A 24,527-nucleotide genomic window follows, 5' to 3' on the forward strand; every position below is an offset into this window, starting at 1 on the left:
AAAAAAGCCATGCAATGCATGGCTTTTAAGTTTTTTATTTAAGCTTATAAACCTAATTTTGTTCGTCGCGCATAAATACCGGCTCAAGCTCTTTAACTGTTGCCTCTGGGCTAAAGTAATAACCTGCTACCGTAAACTCTTTAAGTTGGCTTAACTGCGTTACTTTATTTTCGATAATGTAGCGCGCCATCATGCCGCGTGCTTTTTTAGCGTAAAAGCTAATTACTTTGTATTGACCGTTTTTACAGTCTTTAAAGTGTGGGGTAATAATTTGTGCATTAAGCGCTTTTTTATCTACCGCTTTAAAGTATTCGTTTGAAGCAAGGTTAACTAGGTATTGTGCGTCTTGTGCTTTTAATACGTCATTTAGTTTATTTGCTATTACGCTGCCCCAAAACTCGTATAAGTTTTTGCCACGCGAGTTTTCAAGCTTGGTGCCCATTTCTAGGCGGTAAGCTTGCATTAAATCAAGTGGTTTTAATAAGCCATATAAGCCAGAAAGGATACGTAAGTGGTTTTGTGCATAATCAAGCTCGCTAGCTTTAAGCGTGCTTGCATCTAAACCGCCGTATACATCGCCATTAAAGGCAAGCACTGCTTGTTTAGCATTACTTTGTGTAAACGGCTGCGCCCACTCGCTAAAGCGTGCTGCGTTAAGCCCAGATAGCTTGTCGCTAATTTTCATTAAACTGCCAATTTGCGCTGGTGTTAGTTCACGGCATACTTTCATGAGCTCTTCGCTGTGCTCTAGTAATTCAGGCTGAGTGAACTTGTCTGTTGCGGGTGGCGTTTCGTAATCAAGATTTTTTGCAGGTGAAATAACAGTGATCATAGTTAGCTATTGACTTGTAATTTATTTAGTGTCAATTTCAACATTAAATGAAACGAAAAGCACGTTTTGTTTAAATAAATCCTCTCTTAATAACCCATGCATTGCCGTTTTTTTATTGATCAGGACATAAGACCTATCAAGCATTGTCACACTGTTGCAGTATGGATTAGATATATTAAGAGTGATTAGATTTTTCTTTTAACTTGCTTGGAATGAGGAAAGCAAATGACTTCAGCTCTACAAAGGCTAAAACAACATTCATCTATCGTAGCCGACACTGGTGATATTGAAGCTATTAAAAAGCATCAACCAGAAGATGCAACTACAAACCCATCGCTTTTATTAAAAGCGAGCGAGATTGAAGCATATAAGCCTTACCTAGATAAAGCTTGGAGCTACGCAAAAGAAACCGAGCAAGAGCCAGCTAAACAACTTGAACTAGCATGTGATTACTTTGCCGTATTACTAGGTAAAGAAATTAGCGCTATTGTACCTGGTTATATTTCTACTGAAGTAGATGCACGCCTTTCGTTTAATACGCAAGCTACGATTGATAAAGCACATACCCTACTTAGCCTTTACGAAAAAGAAGGTGTAAGCAAAGACAAAATTTTAATTAAAGTAGCGTCTACATGGGAAGGTATTAAAGCCGCTGAGCAACTAGAAAAAGAAGGGACTAAATGTAACCTTACTTTATTATTTAGCGATGCCCAAGCTCGTGCGTGTGCCGATGCAAACGTATTTCTAATTTCGCCATTTGTTGGCCGTATTTTAGATTGGCACGTTGCTAACGGCATGGAAAAACCAACCGATCCGCTACAAGATCCAGGTGTTCAGTCTGTACGCAGCATTTTTGAATTTTACAAACGCCATGACTACAAAACAGTTGTGATGGGTGCAAGTTTCCGTAATACAGGCGAAATTATTGCACTTACAGGTTGTGACAAGCTAACTATTAGCCCTAATCTTTTAGAAGATTTAGGTAACCTTGAAGGCGCACAAGAATATTTGCTTGAAAGCGATGTTCCACAAGAGCCAAAACCAGAGCCTTTAACAGAAGCACAGTTCCGTTGGTTACATAACCAAGATGCTATGGCTACTGAAAAACTAGCTGAAGGTATTCGCTCTTTTGCTGATGCACAAGAACAACTAGAGGCGCGCTTTAAAGCAATGTAATTTGCTATAATCGTGTTTTAAAAACGTCGCAATAGCGGCGTTTTTTTATGCCTAAAATACGCTACCCCTCTATATAATCTTCATATCGACTTCATATAATCCTCGTATAAACCTTCATCAATTAATCACACTTATGTAACATAACTGTCACTTTTTTATTCTATTTTAACTAGGCCTGTGGTATAGGTATTCTTGAGGTCAATAAAATCAATAGGAGAAGTTCATGGATAGCCTAAACGATATATTAGAGATATTAGAAGGACCAGATACAACAAGGAAAACCTCTCAGAAAAATAAAAAAAGAAAATGGCGTGAAATAGAAGCAATAAAAGACAAACACCGCCTACGTAAAGAACTACAAGAACTAGACTACTTTACAGACAGTATTGCAATTGAAGAGCTCGACTTTTAATTCAATACGCCCCAACTAAACAAAAAGGCTTCCGATATATGGAAGCCTTTTTTAATGCGCTGAAAATAGCTGCATGAGATAAATTTATTATTCAGAGCTCAGGTTATTTACACCTGCCAGTTAATCGGTTTTTCACCTTGGGCTTGTAATAGCTCATTCGTTTTTGAAAAATGCTGACAGCCAAAAAAGCCTCTATGCGCCGAAAGCGGTGATGGGTGCGGCCCTTTTAAAACATGATGGCGAGCGCTATCTATGCCTTTACCTTTTTTTTGTGCATGTGCACCCCATAAAATAAATACCACACCTTCGCAGTGTTTATTAATATGCGCTATTACATTATCGGTAAATTGCTCCCACCCTAAATGCTTATGAGAATGCGCTTGCCCTTGCTCAACGGTCAATACTGTATTGAGTAAAAACACGCTCTGATCTGCCCAGCTTTGCAGGTAACCATGCTCAGGAATAATAAACCCGCTGATATCGACAGCTAACTCTTTATATATATTTTTAAGCGACGGTGGCAGTTTTTTAACTTCAGGCAATACCGAAAAACATAAACCATGCGCTTGCCCTTCACCGTGGTAAGGGTCTTGCCCTAAAATTACAACGCGAATGTTATTAAGTGCTGTAGCATCAAAAGCGCTAAACACTTGAGGTTCAGGCGGATAAACAGCAACGCCTTCATTGCGGCGATTAGCCACATACTCTAACGTTTGTTGCATATAAGGTTGCTGTAATTCACTTTCTAAAAATGTAGCCCAATCGCTCATTGTGTACTCTTAATCTGTTTACGTGATGCGTCTATTTTATCACACATATCCGCCAGTCCATCTAGCATACGCGGGGTAAACCGATGTAATAAATCGGCATTTACGCTAATAAATTGATCATTTTTAACTGCTGGCACTTCTGGCCACTTTTGCCAATTAACAACCGGCTGTGGTGTTTTTGATTTTTCATCAGGGATAATAATAACTTGTGGCTTAGTAACAATGACATTTTCGATACTAATTTGCGGATAATCTGTAACGCTATCGGCAAATACATTACTTACATGGCATGTTTCAATCAGTTGGCTTATCCACGTATTTTTACTTACTGTCATCATAGGCTCAGCCCATAACTGATAAAATCCGGTAATATTTTTTTTATCTTGCTGGCTTTTAACAATCGCGTTTAGTTTTTGTGTAAATGCATTTGCCGCTTGCTGGCTTTGCTCAATATTCCCTGTAAATTCACCAAAAGTAAGTAACTCGTCGGCTACACCAGCGATTGTGGTCGGGTTACTTAAATATACTTTTATGCCCAGGCGCTCTATTTGGGCTAAATCTTCGCTTTGATTTCCGCTTTTCCACGCAATTACTAAGTCGGGTTTAAGCGCCAATACTTTTTCAAGCGAGATGCCGTAATAACCCCCTATGCGCTCAATACTTTGGGCCTCAGCAGGATAGTCGGCATAATCAACCGTGCCCACAATATTATCGCCCGCCCCTATGGCAAATAGGTTTTCAACTATATGTGGTGCAAGCGCGATTATTCGCAGTTTTTTAGAATCATTAGTCTGCTCTGCAAGTGCACTGCCCGATAAACTAAAAAGCAGCAGCCCAATAAAAAACGCTTTAAACATTAGTAATCAAACCCTTCAAGCGCTTTTATGCCTGAATCGAATGCATGTTTTACATTACGCACTTCGCTTACTGTGTCGGCAAGTTCGGTTAAAGTGCGGTGCGCTGCACGCCCTGTAATAATAACCGACTGCATTGGCGGGCGGTTATTAAGCGCTGTTACTACTTCATCTAAATCAACGTAACCGTAAGTCACCATGTAAGTAAGTTCATCGAGTAATACTAAATCAATACTGCTATCAGCAAGCATGCGTTTTGACTCTTGCCATGTTGCTTGGGCGGCTGCGGTATCAGCTTCTTTATTTTGCGTATCCCAGGTAAAACCGGTGTTCATTACAACAAACTCAACACCTGCACCTTGTAATAAATTACGCTCGCCACATTCCCAAGTACCTTTGATATACTGGCAAACGGCTGCTTTTTTACCATGACCTACGCAGCGTGCTACAACGCCAAAACCCGAGGTTGATTTACCTTTACCATTACCCGTAATCACCTGAAAAATACCTTTAACATCTTGTGCGGCAGCAACACGTGCATCCACTTGCTCTTTTACTTTTTGTTGGCGTTGTTGGTGCTTATCGTTATTTTGTTCAGTCATTATTGTGCCCTTCATAAATCGAGATAATTTGCTGTATATTTAAATGCGTTTCGCACATGGTTGCTAAGCGCTCTAACTGCTGCTCGCGGTGATCGGTAATACTAATAGGATTAATGGTAGCGCTTGGTTTTACCCACTTTAAAATTTGCGATGTAGCATCGGCTTCATCAAATAAACCATGTAAATAGGTGCCTGCAATAGCATTATCATCACTAATAAAGCCATCAGTTTTAAAGCCATTTGGGTGGTTTTCGTCAAAGGTTAAAAACGGCTTATTAAGCGCTGCACCTTGGCTAATACCTGCATGTATTTCGTAACCACTACAGGGTGTTGATTGGTTATTTAAAAGTAGTGTAGCGGTTATTTTGGTTAATACTTTTTGTGTTGTCAGCGTGGTTTCAAAATCGCACAGAGCAAGCCCATTTACTTGCTTTAATGACGATTCAATACCATCGGGATCGTTGAGCGTATTGCCCAGCATTTGCATGCCGCCACAAATTCCAAGTACTTTGCCACCATAGCGTAAGTGGCGCTTAATTTGTAAATCCCAGCCTTCATTTTTCAAAAAGGTTAAATCCCCCAGCACGTTTTTACTGCCTGGGAGAATGATCAGATCAACTTCTGGGATCGTTTGCGTATGGCGCACGTAATTTATATTAATGTTTGGGTGCAAACGCAGTGCATCAAAATCGGTGTGGTTACTAATGTGGGGAACAAGTAGCACTGCAATATTAATTGTGGCGTTGGTTACATTATTATCAATTGCGACGGCGTCTTCGGCATCAAGCGCAAGATCGTGCAAATAAGGTAATACGCCAAGTACGGGTTTGTTTGTGTATTCTTCAAGCCAATCAAGCCCGCCTTGCAGCAAACCTATATCGCCTCTAAATCGGTTTATAACAAAGCCTTTTACGCGCGCCTGTTCTGACTCGCTTAACAACGCAAGCGTACCTACCAAATGTGCAAACACACCACCTTTATCAATATCGGCAATAATAATGACAGGGCAATCTACCTCTTCGGCGTAACCCATATTGGCAATATCGTTTTCACGCAGGTTTATTTCAGCAGGGCTCCCCGCTCCTTCAACAAGGAGTAATTCAAAGCGTTTAGCTAAGTGGTTATGTGAGGTAATTACTGCATCCATCGCGACTTTTTTATAGTCGTGATATTTGCCAGCTTCCATATTACTAATGGCTTTTCCGTGAATAATCACTTGTGCGCCCGTGTCGCTATTAGGCTTAAGTAATATAGGGTTAAAATCTATTTCGGGCTCTACTTTAGCTGCTATTGCTTGCAAAGCTTGCGCACGACCAATTTCGCCGCCATCTTTTGTTACTGCGCTATTAAGTGCCATATTTTGTGGTTTAAAAGGCGCAACCTTTACCCCTCGCTTAGCAAATACCCTGCAAAGGGCTGCAACTAAAGTGCTTTTACCTGCGTCGGAAGTAGTGCCTTGCACCATTAAGGTTTTCATGGAATTACACCCTTCGCTTTCTAAAAAACAATAAACTTAAAAAGAACACACTACCAATAGCAGCAGTAATAACGCCTACGGGCAATTCTTGGTTTTTTAGCAAGGAGCGCGAAAGTACATCAACCCACACCATAAATGTACCGCCCACTAAGCTGGTTACCAGTAAGCCAGCGATGGTGCCTTGGGATATAAAAAAGCGCACAATGTGCGGTACCATTAATCCTACAAACCCAATACCACCACACATAGCCACCAGCACAGCGGTAATTAATGAGCTCAAAACCAGCATAAGTATTCTAAAGCGCTGGACCCTAACACCTAATGTAATTGCGCTTTCATCGCCAAGTAACATGGCATTGAGCTGCCTTCTATAGCTCAGCATTACAAACGTACACAATGTAATTACCAATAAAGGTAACCAAAGCGTAGCCCACTGCGCACGAGCAAAGCTGCCCAGTGTCCAAAATAAAATAGCGGCTACCGCCTGAGGGTCGCTCCAATAAAGCAACAAGCTGGTAAACGCACTAAATAAAAACGACAGCGCAACGCCTGCTAATAACATTGATTCTACCTGTGCACTTTGCTGCCTGCCTGCAATGAGTATTAATAAGCTCATAGCGAGTAAGCTACCCAGCAGTGCCGCTGCCGATAACATAAAGCCTGCGCTAATACCGGCAAATGCCATAAGTAACACCACGCCAAATGAGGCACCCGACGATATACCAAACAAGTAAGGATCGGCTAACGGATTACGCGTTACGGTTTGTAAAATAAGCCCCGCAATGGCTAAGCCAGAGCCTGCTAAAAAGGCAAGTAATGTGCGAGGCATTCTTAGCTCGTAAATAATACGCGTATTAAAAGAGGCATCATTTGAGAGTAAAAAACTATTTAATACGTCTTGAAGTGAGGTCTCTGCTGCGCCAAAACTAAGTGCTGCAAATAAGCTAAATAAAGCAGCTACAACACTTATAAATAGCGCAAATGATTGGCGAGTATTAACTGCGCTCATATTATTTGTAGCCATAAAAGTAAGTGATATGAGGAATACTATTTCCCGATTTAGATGTCTGCGGGTGGCTATTTACTTGGGCGCAAACACCAAAAACGTCGCCTAGCATGTTTTCGGTTAATACCTCACTTGGCGTGCCTGTATGTGTAATTTCACCGTTTTTAATAACCACTAGTTCATCGCACATTGCAGAGGCTAAGTTTAAATCGTGAAACGATGCAAATACCGTTACACCCAACGATTTAGCAAGCTCCATAACCTGTATTTGGTATTTAACATCTAAATGGCTGGTTGGTTCGTCCATAATTAATAGTTGAGGTTGCTGCACAATAGCACGAGCAATAAGCGCTCTTTGTTTTTCACCGCCTGAGAGCGATTCAAAACTTTGATCAATATGATCCACTAACCCTACGGTGTTGATAGCTTGGATGATTTTTTGTTTATCAATATTGGTTATTGAGCTAAATAGCGATTTATGAGGCGTTAGCCCAAGTGCAATAACATCAAATACGCTTAAGTTAAATTGCGAAGGGGTTTCTTGTAAAACAACCGCGACTTTTTTTGCGTACTCATCACTTTTTAGCTGCCAAATGTCGGTGTTGTTAAACTCTACAACGCCATCACTTGGTTTATTAAAACGATATAAACAACGCAATAAGCTCGATTTACCTGCGCCATTAGGTCCAATTAAACCAACAAATTTACCTGTGGTTATTTTAAGGTTTATTTTTTTGAGAATCGTTTTATTGCCAATACCCCATGATACGTTTTTAACGTTTAGTAAAGGCGTGTTTAGCGCTGATTTAGTGTGCAACAGTGAGTCCTTGGTAGGCGTGTACTCACTAACAATACAGCTAACAATAACTAGTGCATTAATAAAAATGAGTAAACCCGCTCGTTAAAAAATTATACCAATCTATTTAGATATAGAACCTATTAAGCGATAAATTTAATTCGTTAAATTGTTCAAATATTTATGCTGATTGGTATTGCTCATTTGTATCTGACTTAAAGCGTTGTACTAATTACAGTTACGGGAATAGTTGAGGATTTGCACCTCATTCCAAATGAGGGTCTATTATGGGCGGGTAAATAATTTAAAGCAAAAAAAACCGCGCTCAAAGGAGCGCGGTTAAAAAGGGAGTGTTCTAACTAATTAGACTAGTCGTTAAAACTTGTATTCCATACCTAAGCCTACGTAATCTTGGTCAACATTGTTGTCCATGTCAAAGCTTGAGTAAAAACCAAATACTTTAATGTTTTTATTTAATTTGTGATCAAGACCAACTGAAATTGCTGACTTATCGTCGCTGTCGTCAAAGTCCATATCTTGGTATTGCACTTTAAATGTGTTGCTACCCATGCTGTAAGCAGCATTTAGCAAGTAACCATCCGCTTCTGCGCTGCCATCTACTGCTTCTTGTGTTTGGTACATTGCACCCAATTTAAAGTTTTCGATTTTACCTTGGATTGAAGCACGTATTACGTCGTAGCCATTTACTTCACTATCGGCTGCAATAGAGGCGTATACCGCGCTCTTTTTAAGTGCCACGTCACCGTAAGTAACCGCCATTGAGTAACCGTTGTCTGCATCTACATCATCTTCAGCTACAAAAGTAGCTAGTACTTTAAAGCCTTCGTATGAGTTTGATGAGTAGCTAACAGTGTTTCCTAAACGGTTTTCACCTTTAAATACATTTTTAATATCGCCTTCAAGGTCGTTAAATAAATCTAACTTACCTTGAGATTGCTTAAGCGCAGTATCGTTACGACCAATTACAACTTGGCCAAATGCACCTTTTAAACCAACATATTGGTTACGCGCAGAAATATTGTCGTCGTTATCGCCTTTTGAATCAGCATCAGACACGTCAACTTGAAATTCGAACTTATAAACGGCTTCTAAACTCTCATTTATTTTTTCAGAACCTTTAACACCAAGACGAGATGCATTACTTTTAATCTCAGTAAAAGACCCTTCGCCATCGTCAGACGATTGCACTGTTACATTCGCTTTACCGTAAATATCTACGTCGGCAAGTGCATTAAAAGATAAGCCACTTAATAGTGCTAAGCATAAGCTCGATTTTACAAATTTCATGTTATTTCCTTGGATAATCACAAAAGACTAATTTTTAAAACAGCTGCATTTTGTCATTGATAAATGACAGTAATATTACAACCGAAACATTTTTGTCTTTTTTAATTAATAAAAATGCATTAAATGTGAAATCTAAATAACATGAAAATTTAATAAACGGCCGTACTTACTTATCTTGCTTTAATGACAAGCTTGGCGTCATTTGCGAAAGTAAATTAACTAAGGTTTCTATTAGCTCTTTTTGCTCGTTGTCTCTGTGATACGCAATAAATACGTCTCTTGAGGTGTTTTCTACCCCTTTAACATGAAACAACTCACCTTTTTCTAAATGCCCTTCAACCAATACTTGAGGTATAAATGCACTACCACCACATTGCAGTATTAAATCAAGTGCAATACGTCCCGTGCTGGTTCTAAAGTAAGGTGGCGTTTTTCCTGTAAACTGACGCGCATGCCAAAGAGAAAAAGTAGTTCCCCAATCCACATACACATATTGATTATCAAAAAAGTTTTCGTTCGTTGCGGTGTCGTATCCGCTTACTGGAATGATTGGCAACTCACAAATACGCTCTACTACGAGTTCATCTACTTTTGGTGGATCAAATAATATTGCCAAATCGAGAGTACGCTCTAATAAAAGTCGAGTGCTCTCTTGTTGTGCTTTAACTTCTGCAACTAACGACACGCCCGGCATCGCCGATACAATATTTGTTATACCAAACTGTAAAAAAGCATCCCAAATATTAGGCGTTCCTGCTAAGCTAATTTGCTTATGCATATTGTCGGCAAGTGCAACATCGACTTTGGCCCGCTGCATGCCCGTAATAATCATTTGTGCGTGCGGTAATAAGCGCTCGCCAGGTGCTGTAAGTTGAATATTATTACGCTGGCGAATAAACAAATTAACACCAAGCCCTTGCTCTAATTGGCGAATTCTAAAGCTCACTGCAGACTGCGTAATATAAAGGTTTTCGGCCGCTTTACCAAAGTGACGCGTACGCACTACCTCAACGAATGTTTTTAATAAATCGATATCCAATTTTTTATCCTCACGATAAAAATAATTTGTTTAATAAATTGCCAAACTTGCATCATACTCCAGCTAATTAATAGGGTATGAGGATAAAGCTATGAGCAATAACATTTCATTACTACGCCAAGCATTTGTTAGCCAACGTCAATTTTATGATGATCAGAATTTTCCACGTGGTTTTAGCCGCAGCGGAAACTTCACCTTATTAGAAGCCAGTATATTAGAACAACACGGTGTTGTTTTAAGAGGCTTATACAGTAAAACAATTGAGCCGCAAAACGAACATCAAGAACAGTTTGTAGCAGTAGTCACTGGCTCACAAGAACCTACTAACCCAATCGAACGTGCTTGGGTAAAATACTTAAAGCTAACGACCTGTAAAACTAAGTTTCATACTTTATTTGGCCGCTCAAAAATGTCAGGACCGGCACCGATTAGCCAAGAGTATTATTCAGAAGCTGATAACCTGTAAGTACTTAAGTTATTTGCTTTTTTGCGTTTTAACAGTTACAACTTGTATAAGCAAATATTTTTGCAAAATATAAACAGGGTTGTTCCGTGACGCGAAAAATACTAATAGTTGAAGATACACCTGCAATGGCGCGAGTGCAAAAGCACATCGCGCTTAAAGCAGGCTATGAAGTTGATATAGCAGAGTCATTAGCACAAACAAAAGAGCTTATAAGTAAAAATAGCTACTTTTGCGCTGTAGTTGACTTTATATTACCTGATGCCCCATCAGGTGAAGCAGTACCCTGCACTGTTAATGCTGATATCCCAACTATTGTAATGACGGGTAATATTGATAAAAAAACCCGCGACACCGTCGAAAAATACCCAATCATCGATTACATCATTAAAGAAAACAAACAAGCTTACCAATACCTAGAAAAACAATTACACCGCTTACCTCGCAATGAAAATGTAAAAGTACTCGTTGTTGATGATTCTAAATCGACTCGACGATACATTTGCAGCTTGTTAGTTCGTCACAAATATCAAATTATTGAAGCACAAGACGGACAAGAAGCATTAAAAATGCTCGAAAGTTCACCCGACATTTCAGTCATCATTACTGATAACGAAATGCCAAACATGAATGGTGATGAGTTATGTAGCGAAATTCGCCGCTTATATAGCAATGACGAAAAAGCCATTATTGGTATTTCGGGCTCTGACTCTGTAGGGCTTTCTAGTTTATTTTTAAAAAATGGCGCAAACGATTATTTACATAAACCTTTTAATAGTGAAGAGTTTTACTGCAGGCTTAGCCAAAACGTCGATATGCTAGAACAAATAGCCACAATTAAACGCCAAGCCAACACCGATTACCTAACTAATCTACCTAATCGTCGTTACTTTTTTGAAGAAACAAACAAATCACTCAAAAAGATTAAAAATAAGCAAGGTTCAGGAGCGCTAGCCATGCTTGATATTGACCATTTTAAAATAATTAATGACACTCACGGGCATGATGTAGGCGACGAAGTATTAAAAGGGCTCTCCATTTGCTTTAGCAAATATTTTAAAAAGTATTTAGTGGCCCGCTTAGGTGGCGAAGAGTTTGCCGTTTACTTTGCAAATGCGGATAAACAAGAAGCGCTAAAAAGACTTGAAGGTTTTAGGTACTTTATAGAGGCGAATAGCCAAGAGTTTAGTAAAGAAAAAATCAAATTTACTATATCTATTGGTTTTGCAGATGGACCTGTTTATCAAATTGATGAATTATTAAAACAGGCCGATTTAAAGCTTTACGACGCTAAAGAATCTGGTCGTAATAAAGTAGTTAGCTAACAGCTCTATTAGGTTAATTATACTTCAGCGGCTGTAATAGCCGCTTTTTTACGTTTGCGTGATTGATTGTAAGAATCCCAACTAAAAATAGCTAGCGCACTCCAAATACATGCAAACGTTACTAATCTCTCAGCGTCAAACACTTCACCGTAAAACACCACTGCCAATATAAACATTAGGCTTGGCCCAATATACTGAAAAAAGCCTAATGTAGTGTATTGCAAACGCTTAGCGGCGCCGGTAAAACACAGCAATGGTAATGTAGTTACAATACCTGCACTAATCAGTAATGCATTAGTATGCCAATCGTTAGCTGGCAGGCTTGATGTTGTTGTAGGCACCATTAACCACCAATAAATGAGTGCAACAGGCAGTAATATAAGTGCTTCGAGTAAAATGCCAGGCAAGGCTTCAACGGGTAGTTTTTTACGTAACAACCCATAAAGTGCAAATGATATAGCTAATGAAAATGCCACTACCGGAAACGAGCCAAAACTAATTAGCTGCAGCACAACACCGGTAAAGGCCAGTGCCACTGCTACACCTTGAAACTTACGCAGGCGTTCACCTAAAAAGAGCATACCCAGTAATACATTTAAAAGAGGGTTTATGTAATAGCCCAAACTCGCATCAAGCATATGGTTATTATTTATAGCCCATATAAATAAACCCCAGTTAAACCCTAGTAATGTTGAGGTAATAACAAGCATAAGCAAAAGCTTAGGCTGAACAATAATGCGTTTAACTTTATCCCAATACTTTAAAACACTTACTACTAGTACTAAAAATACAACCGACCAAACAACCCGATGCATTAAAATTTCAAAGGCAGAAACATGCTGAATCAACTTAAAATATATTGGCGCAAGGCCCCACATAAAAAAAGCAAGACAAGCAAAAATAGCACCTTTACGCTGCTCAGTATCAATCGACATAATAAACACTTAGTGATTTAAAAGGCCGCTAGTTTACTTCCCATACACGTTTTATCCAACTAAATACGTGCCTGTCCCAAAAGCAATTTGAACAGACTGTTCATTATGTAATTCCATTCGACAAACACACACTTTATTACCTGAGCGAATAAGTGTGGCACTCGCTGTAAAGCTCTCTCCTTTACCAGGGCGCAAATAATCAGTGCGCAAGTCGATAGTCCCAAGCGTGGCTAATTTTGTTTGCACACTTCCTATATCTAAATCGGTGAGCTTATCAATCACGCTTGCTGCCGCGAGCATACCGCCTACATTATCAAGTACGGCTGAAATAACACCACCGTGCAGTATTTTTTGCGCAGGGTTACCAATGAGTACATCCTTCCACGGAAACGTAATTTTGGCCTGTTCAGGGCTCAACGACTCAACCGATATTTGTAAAAACTGGTTAAACGGCATGCCATTTACAAATAATGCACCCACTTGTTCAATTAACATTTCTTTATTCATTATTATTCTCCATGCTTAAACTGGTACGATGAGTAAAGCATAACTTAAGCAAAACTACGAGGTTCTAGTTAAATCATTTACTTAGCAACCTAACTTTAAGGAAGCAGATCTATCTTAATAAGCGGTTTCAACACTACCAGAGTTTAATTTACTTACAATAGAGTTGAGGTTAATACCAATTAGCTTAATTAAGTGATCTATCTGGAGGTAAGAAAATAGTGTCTATAACAAGGCAAAAAACTCGTTATTTAGTTGTTCTATATCAGAAATTTTTAACGCAGCGAGCGTCAGATTTGATCCCTCAAATTGATTAAGTAGTATTGCGGATTGGTATAAGTAACTCAGCTAAAGACATCTCACTAAAAAACCACTAAAATACCCGCCAATGAATACATCAACACCACCTTCTAGCACCCTTGTGCGTAAACCCGAAACTGTCCTCAAACAAGTGTTTGGCTACAGTGAATTTCGCGACGGCCAAAAAACAGTTATTGATGCTGCTATTAACGGCCAAGACTCGCTTGTATTGCTCCCTACTGGCGGCGGAAAATCGGTTTGCTATCAAATACCCGCTTTAGTGCTTGAAGGCGTCACTATTGTTATATCTCCGCTCATATCGCTAATGCAAGATCAGGTAAGTCAACTTCAAGCACTTGGGGTTAAAGCCGCTTACGTAAATAACAGCTTAGCGCGAGAAGAGCAGCAATTGGTGTATCAACAGCTTCATCAGGGGCAAATTAAGCTTTTATATGTGGCACCTGAAAAAGTATTACAACGCGAATTTTTAGAGCGTTTATCGCATTTAAATGTAAGCTTATTTGCCATTGACGAAGCGCATTGTGTGTCGCATTGGGGTCACGATTTTAGGCCTCATTACTTTCGCTTAAACGAATTAAAGCAACGTTTTGCACATGTACCCATGATGGCGCTCACTGCAACTGCCGATAAAGCCACCCGTTTTGATATAGTTGAGCAACTAAAACTACAACAGCCTTATATTCATACTGGCAGCTTTGATCGCCCCAATATTCGCTACACCATAGAAGAAAAATTTAAACCTATGGTGCAACTGCTTCGCTACTTAAAAGAGCAAAAAAGCCAAAGCGGTATTATTTATTGCACCAGCCGTAAACGCGTAGACGATATTGCTGAAAAAATTGCAGATGCAGGGCTAAACGCTGCCGCTTACCATGCAGGTATGAGTAACGAGCAACGACAATTTGTACAAACTGGTTTTGCCCGTGACGATATACAAATAGTGGTCGCAACCGTTGCTTTTGGTATGGGGATTAATAAACCCAATGTACGTTTTGTACTGCATTACGATATTCCAAAAAGTATCGAGTCGTACTATCAAGAAACGGGGCGTGCTGGGCGAGATGGACTTGCCGCAGAAGCCATAATGTATTTTGACCCAGCTGATATTGGCCGTGTAAGACGCTTTTTTGAAGACATAGACGACGAGCAACGCCGCCGTGTAGAAGAACAACGCTTTAACGCAATGGCAAGCTTTGCCGAAGCACAAACGTGTCGCCGCCAAATTTTGCTTAACTACTTTAGTGAATATCAACGCGAACCCTGCGGCAACTGCGATATTTGCTTAAATCCGCCAAAAAGCTTTGATGGTACATTGGTTGCCCAACAAGCGCTTTCTTGTGTGTATAGAGCTGACCAGCGCTTTGGTCTTGGGTACATTGTTGAATTACTACGTGGTGCAAATACTAGCCGCATACGCGATAACAATCATCATGAGCTAAGCACTTACGGCATAGGTAAAGATAAAAGCAGTGAATTTTGGCTTAGTATTTTACGCCAGCTTATTCATCAAGGCTTACTTAGCCAAGATATAACGCAAGGTGCGTCACTTAGGTTAACCGAAGCCGCGCGTGCAATTTTAAAAGGTGAGTACGCACTGCAATTAGCCGAGCCACGCCTGCAAGCCAAACACGTTTATCAAGATAAGTTAGCGCAATTTAATTACGACAAAAAACTGTTTGCTCGCCTGCGCGCACTACGTAAAGAACTTGCTGATGCCGATGATGTACCACCTTATGTGGTATTTAATGATAAAACGCTAGCAGAAATGGCGCAGCTTATGCCAACAAACGACAGCGAATTTTTAAAAGTGTCGGGTGTGGGTTTTACTAAGTTAAATAAATACGGCGGCGAATTTTTAACTGCAATTCGCAATTACCTAGCTACAAATTAAGAATGTTATGACCCAAATAGAATATGACCACGCCCATAAATACATTTTAATTACGCCAGTCGAGCCTCCACACGATGAGGACTTTGAACTGTGGAGCACACTCTTTTTACACTCGGACGATGTAACACTCAATGAGTATTCTGCAGGCGCCGATCGCCATCAAGTCCGCTTTACCTATAATCAGCAGACCTTTAATTTAAACTATGAGCATTACAGCCAAAGTATTTGGATTAATGCCGAAGGCCATGAAGCTGAGCACTTATTAGCCGCTTTAGCATTTTATTTAAGTTAGCTTTTAATACCCCGCCCACAGGCGGTTCTAAACCAGGTTGGTTATTAACATAAGTGAATATGAGTAACAATTAATTAGTTTCAAAATCCATACCTTTTACTTACATTATAATAACAATGATGTAAGCTGATATTACGATAGTCATTTGCTACGTAGCAGTAAAGAGGTTTAATGGTGAACAAGAAATGGATAGCACAATGTTGTATTAGCTTAACGGTTTTAAGCTTTTATGTGCCTAATGCATTCGCACAACAATCTTCAACGAAAACTGATAACTGCCTTGTAGAACAGACAGATTTAAGCACAAATAAAAACTTACGCCGAGAAGTTCAAGACAAAACAACCCTCACGCACAGTAATAGTAACGCTAAAATAGCCTCAATAAAGCTCAAGCAACTTAATGTATTTAATACTGAGCTTGAAGAGGAAAATAATGCCCTATTCCGATTTGCTAACCGCGCTCATATTCAAACAGAGCCCGATGTCATTAATAACCTTTTATTATTCTCCCCTGGTGACAAGTACGATGCTAAAAAGCTTGCCGAGTCTGAGCGCTTACTTCGTAAAGAAAGTTACTTATATGATGCACAAATTAGTGCAATCGAAAACTGCGACGGTGACGTTAATGTAGAAGTGGTTACCCGTGATTTATGGACACTTTTACCTGAAGTAAACTTTAGCCGTAGCGGTGGAGAAAATAAATCAAGTATAGGTTTTAGAGAATCAAACCTGCTTGGTTGGGGGAAGCGCCTTTCTTTGTCACGCACGACCGACAGCGATCGTAGCGGTTATTTATTTGTTTACGACGATCCTAATATTTTTTCTACTCGCTACCGCGGCCGTTTAGAGTACGCTGATAACAGCGATGGCAAGCGCCATTTACTTGAGCTAACCTATCCATTTTACGCGATAGACACCCCTTTTAGTTACGGTATTTTAAGCTATTCTGAGCAGCGCGAAGAGTCACTATATAAACGCGGCGAAGAGTTTAGCGAATTTGATCAAACTACTGATTTAAACCGTGCATTTATAGGACACTCTAAAGCGCTTAATAATAATTGGACCCAACGCTTAACCTTAGGTTATACCGACGAGCAGCATACCTTTGAAGCTATAGACACTACATTTGCACCACTTGCCGATGACAGAAGTTTAAGTTATCCCTTTATAAGCGGCCATTGGTTTGAAGATAACTACATAAAAGTACGCAATTTTGACAGTATATCTCGCACTGAGGATTTAAACTTAGGTTGGAATATTAAAAGCTTAATTGGCTATTCAGACGAATCATTAAGTAATGACGACAGCCGCGCGGTGTATTCTGTTAACTTTAAAAAAGCCCACTTTACTAACGATAATACCTTATGGCGTTTTAGTGCTGATATTGATGGCTATTGGAATAAAGAACAGAAAAAACTCGAAAACTTTATGGCCACTAGCCAAGTACAATATTATTTAAATACCAGTGAAGACCAATCTTGGTATGTTAAAGCCCGGGTACAATACGCAAAAAACCTTACTGCTGATCAACAACTTACTTTAGGCGGCGAAACAGGCCTGCGTGGTTACCCTATGGATTATCAACATGGCGACCGCAGCTTTTTAGTTAATCTAGAAAAGCGCTATTACTGGGAGTACGATTTACTACAACTATTTAAAGTGGGTGGCGCAGCTTTTGTAGATGTGGGCAGAGCATGGTTTAACGATAAAGATAATGGCGAAAACGCACATGTATTAAAAAATATAGGCGTGGGTCTTCGTTTAGCACCAAGTCGTGCAAACTCAGGAACCATGATCCACATTGATATTGCAGCCCCAGTTGATAGCTACGATGACGTAGACTCAGTACAGTGGTTAGTGAGCGTTAAAAACACTTTTTAAATAATACAAACGCGTTAAACTAATACCAATTGAATTAAATTAAATTGGTATTAAAGTTCAGGGCCTAATGTGGAAATAATAGAAGTTTTAGAATTGTTTGCATCACAATATAAGTTAATTGTAACTATAATCGCTATTTTGGTTTTCCCTCTGCTATTAAAAATAACCAAAAAATTACTCGAAAAAGCAATTAAGGGGAAAGTTGATTTACACCGAAAATATCGTGCAGAGCTCTTACTAAAAATTATACTCGCCTTTGTCGTGCTGTGTTTAGTTTTAGTATTTTGGGGTATAGAGCTGCGTGGCTTATTGGTTTTAGGCTCCTCTTTATTTGCTATGTTGGGCGTAGCACTCTTCGCTGCTTGGTCATTATTAAGTAATCTCACCGCATTTTTACTAATGTTTATTCAAAACGATTGCCGCGTTGGTTATTGGGTACGAATTATTGATGGTGCAAATCATATTGAAGGGCGCATTGTTGAAATGGGCTTAATGAATGTAGTACTTGAGCATATTGATGGGCACCGTGTAATTTACCCTAATAATTTATTTGTGACACGCCCTGTCATGGTTTTAAATAAAGAACCAAAGCCAACAAAAGCTCCCGTTATAAAACGTATTATTGGCCCTAAAAAACATAGTTAAAAAAGTAATAGTCACAAAAAAGCCGCAGTAAGTAATTAACTTCTGCGGCTTTTTAATGCTTTAACTAACCAAAATTAAGACTAGGGCGTGTTGATCTTTGATGGTTGAATTTGCAGCAGTATGTTTGGTTTTTAGGCAAGGCAGAGCCTATGAAGTGTGGTTACTCCCCATAAATAGGCGATAACGCAGCATAAATGCCAAACATGCGCTGCCCTTCGGGTTCTGCCTAGGGGCGATAAACTCTTTGTTACTCGGTTTTTACTTAGCCCACTAGGTTACAAACCTCGCGCCGCGATTTAATCGCCCCTAGATTGAACAAATTTCAATCCGCAAAGTTAAACACGCCCTAGCTATTAGTTATTTAGCTCAGCGGTTTTAAGCTCGTCATCTAAATCGTTTATCTCGTCAATAAAGTTCTCTAGTTGCTGCTCTACTAAACTATTGTCATTTGCAAAGTAAGCAAGGTGGAATACCGCATCACCTTCATTTACCAATGGCATAGTTTGCTGACCAATAACAATACCGCCTTTAGGCGCTAAAAGCTCAAGCTCAGAGTCACCTAGTGGGCTACTAATATAAGCAAGTACTTGCCCTTTAGTTACATGCTCCCCTAGTGATACTTGTGCACGCACAATGCCATCAACTTCGGCACGTATCCAACTAGTTGAACCTGCAATAATAGGATCTGGTAACTTTTTAGGACGCTTGCCACGGATCATTTTTAAATGACGCATAACATAATCAACACCCTGCACACCTGCCGCAATTGCGATTGGATCAAAACGCAGTGCTTCACCAGCTTCATAGGTTATAACCGGTATACCTAGGTTTGCAGCTTCACTTCGTAATGAGCCATTACGCAATGATGCATCTATAACTGCTGGCGTGCCAAATGCTTTAGCCATTTCAGCAGTTGCTTCATCAGCTAAGTTAGCGCGAATTTGCGGTAAGTTAGTTCGATGAATAGCGCCAGTATGTAAATCAATAATGTGGGTACAATGTATTGCCACTTGATTAAAAAACATATAAGCCATACGCCCAGCAAGTGAGCCACGCTCAGAACCTGGAAAGCTACGATTCATATCGCGTCTGTCTGGTAAGTAACGCGATTTATGAATAAAGCCAAACACATTCACAATAGGCACAGCGATTATTGTGCCGCGCAGTTGGCTTGGGTCTATTTTAGCAATTAACTGACGCACAACTTCTACGCCATTTAGCTCATCACCATGAATAGCCGCACACACCATAAGCACAGGACCTTCCATTACACCGTTAACCACTTCAATAGGAATATTAAGTGGTGAATGGGTATAAAGTTTAGCGGCCTCTAAGGCAAGTGTTTTACGCTCGCCTACGCCTACACTCTCTCCTAATAAGGAAAAAGGACGGTTAATTTTAACCTTTGCCACGTGTTGCTGTTCCTTTACTTGAAGCATTTTTTTCGATGAAATCAATCACCATGCCTGCAATGTCTTTACCTGTTGCTATTTCAATGCCCTCTAAACCTGGTGATGAGTTTACTTCCATCACAAGTGGTCCACGAGATGAGCGAAGTAAATCAACTCCCGCTACGTTCAAGCCCATTGATTTAGCAGCGGCTACTGCCGTTTTACGTTCTTCTGGAGTAATACGAACTAATGTAGCACTACCGCCACGGTGAAGGTTAGAGCGGAACTCACCTTCTTGTGCTTGGCGCTTCATTGCTGCTATTACTTTATCGCCTAATACGAAACAACGTATATCGGCACCACCCGCTTCTTTAATGTATTCCTGAACCATAATATTAGCTTTTAAGCCCATAAACGCTTCAATAACGCTTTCTGCCGCTTTGCGTGTTTCAGCAAGTACAACACCAATGCCTTGTGTGCCTTCAAGTAATTTAATTACAACAGGTGCACCGCCTACCATTTCTAGTAAGTCTTTTACATCATCTGGTTTGCTAGCAAAACCTGTTACTGGCATACCAACGCCTTTGCGCGAAAGTAACTGAAGTGAGCGTAATTTATCGCGCGAACGAGAAATAGCGACTGATTCATTTACAGGGTAAACACCCATCATTTCAAACTGACGAAGTACCGAACAGCCATAAAATGTAACCGATGCACCAATACGCGGGACGATTGCGTCAAATTCTTTTAAGTTTTCACCGCGATAGTGAATTTCTGGTTGCTCAGAGTTTATATTCATATAACAGCGCAATGCATCAATCACTTTAACTTCGTGACCGCGTGCCTCTGCCGCCTCAATTAAGCGACGCGTTGAATATAATTTTCTGTTGCGAGATAAAATACCGATTTTCATAGTTAAACCTTACGACCTAATAGTTGAGATAAAGCCGGGTCAACGACTATACGATTTTCCATGGCTGTACGCCCTAATAACATTCTAAACTTCATTGTTGCACGGCTTGTTAAAGTAAGCTCGATAGGCCAGCTATGCTCGCCTGCATGCAATGTAGTTTCTATAAAGTAACGTAACTCTTTTTGCCCACTTGAGCTGGTTACGTACTTCATTTTTTTAACTTTTGCATTGCAAGTGACTTGCGTTTGTTCATCATCTTGCAGTGGCTGGGCCGTAAATTTAACCCATTTTTCTGAGTCAACTTCGTATTCTTCAATGTTAATTGCATGAATACATGAAGTGCGAGCGCCAGTATCAATTTTTGCTTTTATCTCGTTAATACCAAGCCCAGGTAAACTTAACCACTCACGCCAACCAACTGTGATCTTTGCTGTCATAAATGTGCCCTTAATAAAAAAGTGACTTATACGCTACAGGTAAAAAAACACCAACGAAATAAATTTATCTAGTCGATTAGTAAATTAAATTGATCTTTTTAAACAACTGGTCACACAATGCACGCCTTGCTGAATAGTACTTTATGCCACTTTACTCAGCCCAAAGGCTCTGCATATATTTTGCTATTTAAGCTTAACTTATTAAAAATAAAGGTAAGTTTAAAATACTTAAGTAGATACACTATAGTTAACGGTATTAAAAATACACTATTATGAGAAATAATTATGATTAATGGTTTACTACATGCACTTGTACTTGATGGACAAGGCGGCGCTCGCCCTATTGAAAGCACTAATGAGCTAAATAGCTGGCAACCAAGCCACGGAAAACTTTGGGTGCACATGGACTATAGCCAAAGCGAGGCTGTTGAATGGCTCAAGGCACAACCTCATTTAAACGACTACGAATTAGAGTCCTTAATTGCTGATGAAACACGCCCGCGTATTACATCAACGACTAACGGACATATGTTATTTTTACGTGGTGTAAATTTAAATCCAGCACAAAGCCCTGAAGACATGGTTTCAATTCGTTTATTTATTAGCGAAGACATTCTTATTACTACCCGCAAACGTCGTTTATTATCGGTGCAAGATACGATCGCTTGTTTAAATGAAAATAAAGGCCCATGCAATATTTCTGAGCTAGTATGCTCTATTACACAAAAACTAACTTCTCGCATGCAAAGCGTTATTGACTCACTAGATGAAACACTCGACGAGTTTGAAGAAGAAATAGATGAACCAAGTAAAAAGTTTGATAACCAAGGTTTATCACAGTTGCGCCGTCAAACAATTGCCTTAAAGCGTTATTTAAAACCGCAAAAAGAAGCCCTTAGCTCAATGGTAAATAATCACTACCCGTGGCTGTTAGATGACGATAAAGCAAAATTAAACGAAACAACAAACTTACTTATTCGTTATTTAGAGGAGCTTGATAGCTCTATTGAACGTGCGCAAATCATTCAGCAAACAATCACTAACCAAGTGTCTGAGCAATTAAATCAGCGTATGTATGTAATGTCGGTTGTAGCTGCATTGTTTTTACCTTTAGGCTTTTTAACCGGCCTGTTAGGCGTAAACGTAGGAGGTATTCCGGGTACCGAGAGCCCCTATGCGTTTAGTGCGTTTGTTATATTTTTGATTGTACTTACTGGCGGTATTGGTGTGTATTTTAAAAATAAAAAATGGTTATAGATTAAGTTTATACATTTAAAAAGCATTAAAAAAGCATTAAAAAAGCCACTCAGCTTTAAACTGAGTGGCTTTCTAAACTACTAAATAATTAGTTAGTTTTACGCGTATAACTAACGTCAGTCATTGTTACTTTAGCTTTTGTAATTCCTAAATCTTTAAAGCACTCTTTAAATGAATCTGAGTTTCCTGACTCGCCACACTCATCTAGTGTATATGGGTCTTGTGATTGTAAATAATTACCAAACTTAAAGTAAGATTCTGAATCATCTTCTACCGGAATACCAAAGGTAGTACCTAATGCAGTCACATCTACATCACCGTAATTATTAACTACTTTTAGATTGAATGAACCACCACTTCTAATAGTACCTAGTGCATGCTTTTCTTCTTTACCACTGGTGTTACGCAGGCGAACATAAACGTCAAAAATCCCGTTATCTGCTACGCTATCATCAAAACCTGATTCATCAGTATCTGAAACATATACTTTTGAAATCGTACCCGTATCGCTAGCATGGTGCTGAGAAATAATCGTTTTACCACCATCTGACATTTCAACTTTTACAGTTGCCTCAAAAACCTCATAGGTTTCAGTCATTGCTACACGTGCACTTTCTTTTACTTTATATTCATGACGCCAGCCATTCCCGTTTGGAGTGATATGACGCGCTTCTAGAGGAACAAACTCTAAAGTGTCGCTATTTACTAATGGATGAGGATCGTTACCTTCAAGGTCAAAAATACTACCGTTGGTGATATTGCTTGCTATGCCGGAACCACTACCAGTGTCGCCACCGCCAGTATCACCACCACCCGTGTCTCCGCCGCCAGAAGAACTTCCCTTAGTTAATGAAAAGCTGTCAAAGCGAACATCGTTTGAGCTATTGTCATGCTTAGCAAATACTTGCAATGAATTAGTGCTAGCTGTTGTGAAAGTTTTAGATACTTTTGTCCACGAAGAAACGTTAAATTTCTCACTTTTAAACAAACCATTAAGATCGTTAATGCCGATTTGTCCCTTGCCAAGTACGTACGCACTTAACGTGTACTGAGTATTTCGATCTACATCTACATTCTGGTAAACACGCCCTGGACTACCTTGAATTTTTAATGATTTAGAGCCCTTGTAAGCACTACCTGAAATAGCCGCTGGTTCTGTTTCATTCCAGTTATTCCAACCATCTTCAAATCCAGCATTATTAACAGTTGCCGCTTGTACAAAACTTGAGCTAGCAGTCATTGCTGCAAGCATAAATAGGGATTTTTGGTTAATCATTATCTTTATTTCTCCAAACCTGTACATGAAAAAATCTTACTACATGGCTATAAATGAGTATTTCACTTGAGCCTAGATCACCGCCTGCAAATAGGTTTTAACTTGTGTTTTTATGTGTAATTGGTAATAAGTTAAATGTAAAAAAACCGCTCCTGGTTTACAAATAAATATTACCAATGATTATTGCCAGCTGGGCTGAGACACAAGTTATATTGCTTGTAATAAATTTGCAACAATTTATTTAATAGGTAATAAGTATTGATTTCATTTAGATTCATTAAATCAACATACAATAAAAACAAATAAAAACAGAGACTTAAAATAAATCACCGTCAAAAAATAACAAAACCCAGATAAGGGAAAAATATAAAATAATGAAAAAGCATTAAATAAAACTTTAATTGGTAATTTATTAAAAATTCAAAAATCGCATTTCCTGTAATAACAAAATTGGTTTTCTTTTTATTTTATGCAGTAAAGCTTACGTTCAGTTTAATTAACTAGAATACCACTGGTTAACCAATTAATTTAGACTGTTTATATAAAATAAAATTTAATAATGGCAGAACGAAATGCATTTGAAATAAGAATTTAAAGATGAAAGTATTATTATATTAGTGAAGGGTAGCTTAGAAAATTTAAGAGGTGTTTGAGCTCAGTGAAGGTGGATATTTTATTTTCTATAGATAATTTATTAATAATATTTGTACAAAATATACCAATA

At 39.2% G+C, this 24,527-nt stretch carries 24 protein-coding genes and 1 riboswitch; of the genes, 9 read left to right on the forward strand and 15 right to left on the reverse strand.

What is annotated here, in order from left to right:
- Window positions 1-52 precede the first annotated feature (52 nt).
- Window positions 53-832 (reverse strand): peroxide stress protein YaaA, encoded by a 780-nt coding sequence (yaaA, locus tag I6F48_RS15455; RefSeq protein ID WP_002961399.1) that lies wholly within the window; start codon window positions 830-832, stop codon window positions 53-55.
- A 225-nt stretch (window positions 833-1,057) separates the two neighbouring features.
- Here yaaA and tal point away from each other — a divergent pair, with 225 nt between their 5' ends.
- A complete protein-coding gene (tal, locus tag I6F48_RS15460) occupies window positions 1,058-2,008 on the forward strand; it encodes a transaldolase (RefSeq protein ID WP_007376481.1) in 951 nt (316 codons plus the stop codon).
- A gap of 223 nt (window positions 2,009-2,231) precedes the next feature.
- Window positions 2,232-2,420, forward strand: a complete 189-nt coding sequence (locus tag I6F48_RS15465) for a DUF3545 family protein (protein WP_197119784.1) — start codon at window positions 2,232-2,234, stop codon at window positions 2,418-2,420.
- Window positions 2,421-2,527: 107 nt separating this feature from the next.
- Here the strand turns inward: I6F48_RS15465 and ung are convergent, their stop codons facing one another.
- The 8 genes from ung to I6F48_RS15505 all read right to left on the reverse strand — a co-directional run bounded on the left by ung (window position 2,528) and on the right by I6F48_RS15505 (window position 10,272).
- A complete protein-coding gene (gene ung / locus I6F48_RS15470) occupies window positions 2,528-3,190 on the reverse strand; it encodes a uracil-DNA glycosylase (RefSeq protein ID WP_197119785.1) in 663 nt (220 codons plus the stop codon).
- Window positions 3,187-4,047 carry a cobalamin-binding protein gene (locus I6F48_RS15475; protein WP_165741362.1) on the reverse strand — a complete coding sequence of 287 codons (861 nt, stop codon included), beginning with the start codon at window positions 4,045-4,047 and terminating at the stop codon, window positions 3,187-3,189. The genes ung and I6F48_RS15475 overlap by 4 nt, the downstream gene beginning before the upstream one ends.
- Window positions 4,047-4,646, reverse strand: coding sequence for a cob(I)yrinic acid a,c-diamide adenosyltransferase (gene cobO / locus I6F48_RS15480; RefSeq protein ID WP_165741361.1), 600 nt, complete (start codon window positions 4,644-4,646; stop codon window positions 4,047-4,049). The genes I6F48_RS15475 and cobO overlap by 1 nt, the downstream gene beginning before the upstream one ends.
- Entirely contained in the window at window positions 4,639-6,123 is a 1,485-nt protein-coding gene (locus tag I6F48_RS15485) for a cobyric acid synthase (protein ID WP_197119786.1), read from the reverse strand. Before I6F48_RS15485 ends, cobO begins: the two co-directional genes overlap by 8 nt.
- Window positions 6,124-6,127: 4 nt before the next feature.
- Window positions 6,128-7,132, reverse strand: a complete 1,005-nt coding sequence (locus tag I6F48_RS15490; RefSeq protein WP_197119787.1) for a FecCD family ABC transporter permease — start codon at window positions 7,130-7,132, stop codon at window positions 6,128-6,130.
- Between the two features lies 1 nt (window position 7,133).
- Window positions 7,134-7,946 (reverse strand): ABC transporter ATP-binding protein, encoded by an 813-nt coding sequence (locus I6F48_RS15495; RefSeq protein WP_197119788.1) that lies wholly within the window; start codon window positions 7,944-7,946, stop codon window positions 7,134-7,136.
- A gap of 185 nt (window positions 7,947-8,131) precedes the next feature.
- Window positions 8,132-8,197: riboswitch (cobalamin riboswitch) on the reverse strand.
- 103 nt (window positions 8,198-8,300) lie between these two features.
- The gene (locus I6F48_RS15500) at window positions 8,301-9,233 is read right to left on the reverse strand and encodes a porin (protein ID WP_197119789.1); all 933 of its coding nucleotides are present in this window, start codon (window positions 9,231-9,233) and stop codon (window positions 8,301-8,303) included.
- 166 nt (window positions 9,234-9,399) lie between these two features.
- The gene (locus I6F48_RS15505; protein ID WP_007583736.1) at window positions 9,400-10,272 is read right to left on the reverse strand and encodes a LysR family transcriptional regulator; all 873 of its coding nucleotides are present in this window, start codon (window positions 10,270-10,272) and stop codon (window positions 9,400-9,402) included.
- 91 nt (window positions 10,273-10,363) lie between these two features.
- Here I6F48_RS15505 and I6F48_RS15510 point away from each other — a divergent pair, with 91 nt between their 5' ends.
- Window positions 10,364-10,738 carry a DUF413 domain-containing protein gene (locus tag I6F48_RS15510; RefSeq protein WP_007583734.1) on the forward strand — a complete coding sequence of 125 codons (375 nt, stop codon included), beginning with the start codon at window positions 10,364-10,366 and terminating at the stop codon, window positions 10,736-10,738.
- Window positions 10,739-10,824: 86 nt separating this feature from the next.
- Window positions 10,825-12,060 (forward strand): response regulator, encoded by a 1,236-nt coding sequence (locus I6F48_RS15515; protein WP_024592846.1) that lies wholly within the window; start codon window positions 10,825-10,827, stop codon window positions 12,058-12,060.
- A 17-nt stretch (window positions 12,061-12,077) separates the two neighbouring features.
- Here the strand turns inward: I6F48_RS15515 and rarD are convergent, their stop codons facing one another.
- Window positions 12,078-12,995 (reverse strand): EamA family transporter RarD, encoded by a 918-nt coding sequence (rarD, locus tag I6F48_RS15520; RefSeq protein ID WP_165740539.1) that lies wholly within the window; start codon window positions 12,993-12,995, stop codon window positions 12,078-12,080.
- A gap of 51 nt (window positions 12,996-13,046) precedes the next feature.
- Entirely contained in the window at window positions 13,047-13,502 is a 456-nt protein-coding gene (locus tag I6F48_RS15525) for a thioesterase family protein (RefSeq protein WP_197119790.1), read from the reverse strand.
- A gap of 385 nt (window positions 13,503-13,887) precedes the next feature.
- Between I6F48_RS15525 and recQ the strand changes: the two genes are divergently transcribed.
- The 4 genes from recQ (at window position 13,888) to I6F48_RS15545 (ending at window position 18,529) form a co-directional block, all read left to right on the forward strand.
- Window positions 13,888-15,711, forward strand: coding sequence for a DNA helicase RecQ (gene recQ, locus I6F48_RS15530; RefSeq protein WP_010553279.1), 1,824 nt, complete (start codon window positions 13,888-13,890; stop codon window positions 15,709-15,711).
- A gap of 7 nt (window positions 15,712-15,718) precedes the next feature.
- Window positions 15,719-16,003 (forward strand): DUF3630 family protein, encoded by a 285-nt coding sequence (locus I6F48_RS15535; protein WP_007583724.1) that lies wholly within the window; start codon window positions 15,719-15,721, stop codon window positions 16,001-16,003.
- A gap of 171 nt (window positions 16,004-16,174) precedes the next feature.
- Entirely contained in the window at window positions 16,175-17,884 is a 1,710-nt protein-coding gene (locus I6F48_RS15540; protein WP_197119791.1) for a BamA/TamA family outer membrane protein, read from the forward strand.
- Window positions 17,885-17,953: 69 nt separating this feature from the next.
- Complete coding sequence (locus tag I6F48_RS15545; protein WP_010553281.1) at window positions 17,954-18,529, forward strand: mechanosensitive ion channel domain-containing protein; 576 nt, start codon at window positions 17,954-17,956, stop codon at window positions 18,527-18,529.
- Between the two features lie 353 nt (window positions 18,530-18,882).
- Here the strand turns inward: I6F48_RS15545 and I6F48_RS15550 are convergent, their stop codons facing one another.
- Genes I6F48_RS15550 through I6F48_RS15560 form a run of 3 tightly spaced genes read right to left on the reverse strand, consistent with a single transcriptional unit; the run spans window position 18,883 to window position 21,270 of the window.
- Entirely contained in the window at window positions 18,883-19,941 is a 1,059-nt protein-coding gene (locus I6F48_RS15550) for a succinylglutamate desuccinylase/aspartoacylase family protein (RefSeq protein ID WP_007585786.1), read from the reverse strand.
- Entirely contained in the window at window positions 19,928-20,833 is a 906-nt protein-coding gene (gene rimK / locus I6F48_RS15555; RefSeq protein WP_002961977.1) for a 30S ribosomal protein S6--L-glutamate ligase, read from the reverse strand. The genes I6F48_RS15550 and rimK overlap by 14 nt, the downstream gene beginning before the upstream one ends.
- Window positions 20,834-20,835: 2 nt before the next feature.
- Window positions 20,836-21,270, reverse strand: a complete 435-nt coding sequence (locus tag I6F48_RS15560; protein WP_007585784.1) for an ATP-dependent zinc protease family protein — start codon at window positions 21,268-21,270, stop codon at window positions 20,836-20,838.
- 285 nt (window positions 21,271-21,555) lie between these two features.
- Here I6F48_RS15560 and I6F48_RS15565 point away from each other — a divergent pair, with 285 nt between their 5' ends.
- Entirely contained in the window at window positions 21,556-22,527 is a 972-nt protein-coding gene (locus I6F48_RS15565; protein ID WP_165740541.1) for a zinc transporter ZntB, read from the forward strand.
- An 88-nt stretch (window positions 22,528-22,615) separates the two neighbouring features.
- On the opposite strand, the gene I6F48_RS15570 is transcribed toward I6F48_RS15565, so the two are convergent.
- On the reverse strand, window positions 22,616-23,803 hold the full coding sequence (locus I6F48_RS15570; protein ID WP_165742187.1) for a polysaccharide lyase family 7 protein: 1,188 nt from the start codon (window positions 23,801-23,803) through the stop codon (window positions 22,616-22,618).
- Window positions 23,804-24,527: the final 724 nt, after the last annotated feature.

The sequence above is a fragment of the Pseudoalteromonas sp. SWYJ118 genome, from assembly GCF_015864505.1.
In the GTDB taxonomy this organism is placed as follows: Bacteria; Pseudomonadota; Gammaproteobacteria; order Enterobacterales; family Alteromonadaceae; genus Pseudoalteromonas; species Pseudoalteromonas arctica.

Bases quoted from the DNA above. Each gene is read 5' to 3' on its own strand.
- rimK (WP_002961977.1), bottom strand. From the start codon at position 20,833: ATGAAAATCGGTATTTTATCTCGCAACAGAAAATTATATTCAACGCGT.
- I6F48_RS15565 (WP_165740541.1), top strand. From the start codon at position 21,556: ATGATTAATGGTTTACTACATGCACTTGTACTTGATGGACAAGGCGGC.
- recQ (WP_010553279.1), top strand. From the start codon at position 13,888: ATGAATACATCAACACCACCTTCTAGCACCCTTGTGCGTAAACCCGAA.
- I6F48_RS15485 (WP_197119786.1), bottom strand. From the start codon at position 6,123: ATGAAAACCTTAATGGTGCAAGGCACTACTTCCGACGCAGGTAAAAGC.
- I6F48_RS15570 (WP_165742187.1), bottom strand. From the start codon at position 23,803: ATGATTAACCAAAAATCCCTATTTATGCTTGCAGCAATGACTGCTAGC.
- I6F48_RS15500 (WP_197119789.1), bottom strand. From the start codon at position 9,233: ATGAAATTTGTAAAATCGAGCTTATGCTTAGCACTATTAAGTGGCTTA.
- I6F48_RS15540 (WP_197119791.1), top strand. From the start codon at position 16,175: ATGGTGAACAAGAAATGGATAGCACAATGTTGTATTAGCTTAACGGTT.
- I6F48_RS15475 (WP_165741362.1), bottom strand. From the start codon at position 4,047: ATGTTTAAAGCGTTTTTTATTGGGCTGCTGCTTTTTAGTTTATCGGGC.
- I6F48_RS15510 (WP_007583734.1), top strand. From the start codon at position 10,364: ATGAGCAATAACATTTCATTACTACGCCAAGCATTTGTTAGCCAACGT.
- tal (WP_007376481.1), top strand. From the start codon at position 1,058: ATGACTTCAGCTCTACAAAGGCTAAAACAACATTCATCTATCGTAGCC.
- yaaA (WP_002961399.1), bottom strand. From the start codon at position 832: ATGATCACTGTTATTTCACCTGCAAAAAATCTTGATTACGAAACGCCA.
- ung (WP_197119785.1), bottom strand. From the start codon at position 3,190: ATGAGCGATTGGGCTACATTTTTAGAAAGTGAATTACAGCAACCTTAT.
- I6F48_RS15525 (WP_197119790.1), bottom strand. From the start codon at position 13,502: ATGAATAAAGAAATGTTAATTGAACAAGTGGGTGCATTATTTGTAAAT.
- cobO (WP_165741361.1), bottom strand. From the start codon at position 4,646: ATGACTGAACAAAATAACGATAAGCACCAACAACGCCAACAAAAAGTA.
- I6F48_RS15535 (WP_007583724.1), top strand. From the start codon at position 15,719: ATGACCCAAATAGAATATGACCACGCCCATAAATACATTTTAATTACG.
- I6F48_RS15560 (WP_007585784.1), bottom strand. From the start codon at position 21,270: ATGACAGCAAAGATCACAGTTGGTTGGCGTGAGTGGTTAAGTTTACCT.
- rarD (WP_165740539.1), bottom strand. From the start codon at position 12,995: ATGTCGATTGATACTGAGCAGCGTAAAGGTGCTATTTTTGCTTGTCTT.
- I6F48_RS15490 (WP_197119787.1), bottom strand. From the start codon at position 7,132: ATGAGCGCAGTTAATACTCGCCAATCATTTGCGCTATTTATAAGTGTT.
- I6F48_RS15465 (WP_197119784.1), top strand. From the start codon at position 2,232: ATGGATAGCCTAAACGATATATTAGAGATATTAGAAGGACCAGATACA.